Annotated in this window: 2 protein-coding genes; one reads left to right on the top strand and one right to left on the bottom strand. The window is 67.6% G+C overall.

What is annotated here, in order from left to right:
• A partial coding sequence (locus ACFVZW_RS37075; RefSeq protein ID WP_384531013.1) for a hypothetical protein occupies positions 1–263 on the bottom strand: 263 nt, incomplete at its 3' end.
• Here ACFVZW_RS37075 and ACFVZW_RS37070 point away from each other — a divergent pair.
• Positions 229–1,419, top strand: a complete 1,191-nt coding sequence (locus tag ACFVZW_RS37070; RefSeq protein ID WP_384531011.1) for an IS110 family transposase — start codon at positions 229–231, stop codon at positions 1,417–1,419. The genes ACFVZW_RS37075 and ACFVZW_RS37070 overlap by 35 nt on opposite strands.
• The last annotated feature ends 18 nt before the right edge of the window (positions 1,420–1,437 follow it).

Below are 1,437 nucleotides of genomic sequence, written 5' to 3'. Positions count from 1 at the left end.
GGCCTTACGTTCTTGGACGGGTTGATCGAGCCATTCGTAGGGTTGGGTCGCCCAGGGGTGCTGGGTGTGGCTTTCAGGCGGCTGCCGTCCGTGGCTGAGCTCGCTTCGCCGCCCAGCACCCCACGACGACCAGGCCGCTGATTGGGAAATGCGAACAAGTCGCTGTGTAAGGCAATGCCGGCGAGGTCGTCCGTGGCGTGTACTGCAACGACGATCGACTGGAGCACGATGAGCCGGGCATGGGCCGGGATCGACAGCGGCAAGACCCACCACCATTGCGTCGTCCTCGACGCGGACGGCACCAAGCTGCTGTCGCGTCGGATGGCCAACGACGAGCCGGAACTTCTCCAGCTCCTCGCCGACGTCCTCGCCCTCGCGGACGAGGTGACCTGGGCGGTCGACATGGCCGACGGCGGAGCCGCCCTCCTGATCGCCCTCCTGGTCAACCACGGACAGGAACTGCTCTACATCCCCGGCCGCGCGGTCAACCGGGCCTCGGACGGCTACCGGGGCGAGGGGAAGACCGACGCCCGCGACGCGCTCGTCATCGCCGACCAGGCCCGGGTCCGTCGCGATCTCAAGCCCATACGTCCCAGCGACGAAATCACCGCCGAGCTGAAGCTGTTCACCGCCCGCCGGACCGACCTCGCATGCGACCGCAACCGGTCGATCAACCGCCTCCGTGCGACCCTGACCTGCATGTTCCCCGCGCTGGAACGTGCCCTGGACGTGACTACCAAGGGGCCGCTCGTACTGCTGACGGGTTACCAGACCCCGGCGGCCATCCGCCGCAGCGGCCTGGTCCGCCTCACCAAGTGGCTGCGAGCCCGAAACGTTCGCAACGCCGAGTCCCTGGCCACCGCCGCCGTCGAGGCCGCCGAGCGACAGCACACAGCCGTCCCGGGAGAGGCGGCCATCGCCTCGATGGTGCGCGCGCTGGTCGAGGAGGTGATGGCCCTCAACGAGAAGATCGCGGAAGTCGACAAGCTCATCGAGGGCCGGTTTCGCCAGCACGAACTCGCTGAAGTGATCACCAGCATGCCCGGAATCGGCTCCCTGCTGGGTGCCGAGTTCCTGGCCGTCGTGGGCAGCGACATGGCGTCGTTCGCCACCCCTGACCGGCTGGCCGCCTTCGCCGGCCTGGCACCCGCCCCGCACGACTCCGGCAAGTCCCACGGCAACCTGCACAGGCCGCAGCAGTACCACCGCGGCCTCCAACGCGTCTTCTACACTTCCGCGCTGATCAGCATCCGCAGCGACCCGAACTCGCGCCGCTTCTACGACAGGAAGCGAGCCGAGGGCAAGCGCCACATCCAAGCCGTGCTCGCGCTCGCACGCCGACGAGTCAACGTCTTCTGGGCACTGATTCGTGACCGACGGTGCTACCAAGTCGTACCCCCAGTGACTCACGTGGCTTGACTTCAAGATTGGGAAGCG

This window comes from Streptomyces sp. NPDC059567 (assembly GCF_042735655.1).
Classification (GTDB): Bacteria; Actinomycetota; Actinomycetes; order Streptomycetales; family Streptomycetaceae; genus Streptomyces.
The sequence above is the reverse complement of the archived record's forward strand: the minus strand, read 5'-3'. Positions and strand labels throughout refer to the sequence as shown.

What these genes read in the sequence shown, in the direction of transcription:
- ACFVZW_RS37070 (WP_384531011.1), top strand. Translation starts at nt 229, where the DNA reads ATGAGCCGGGCATGGGCCGGGATCGACAGCGGCAAGACCCACCACCAT.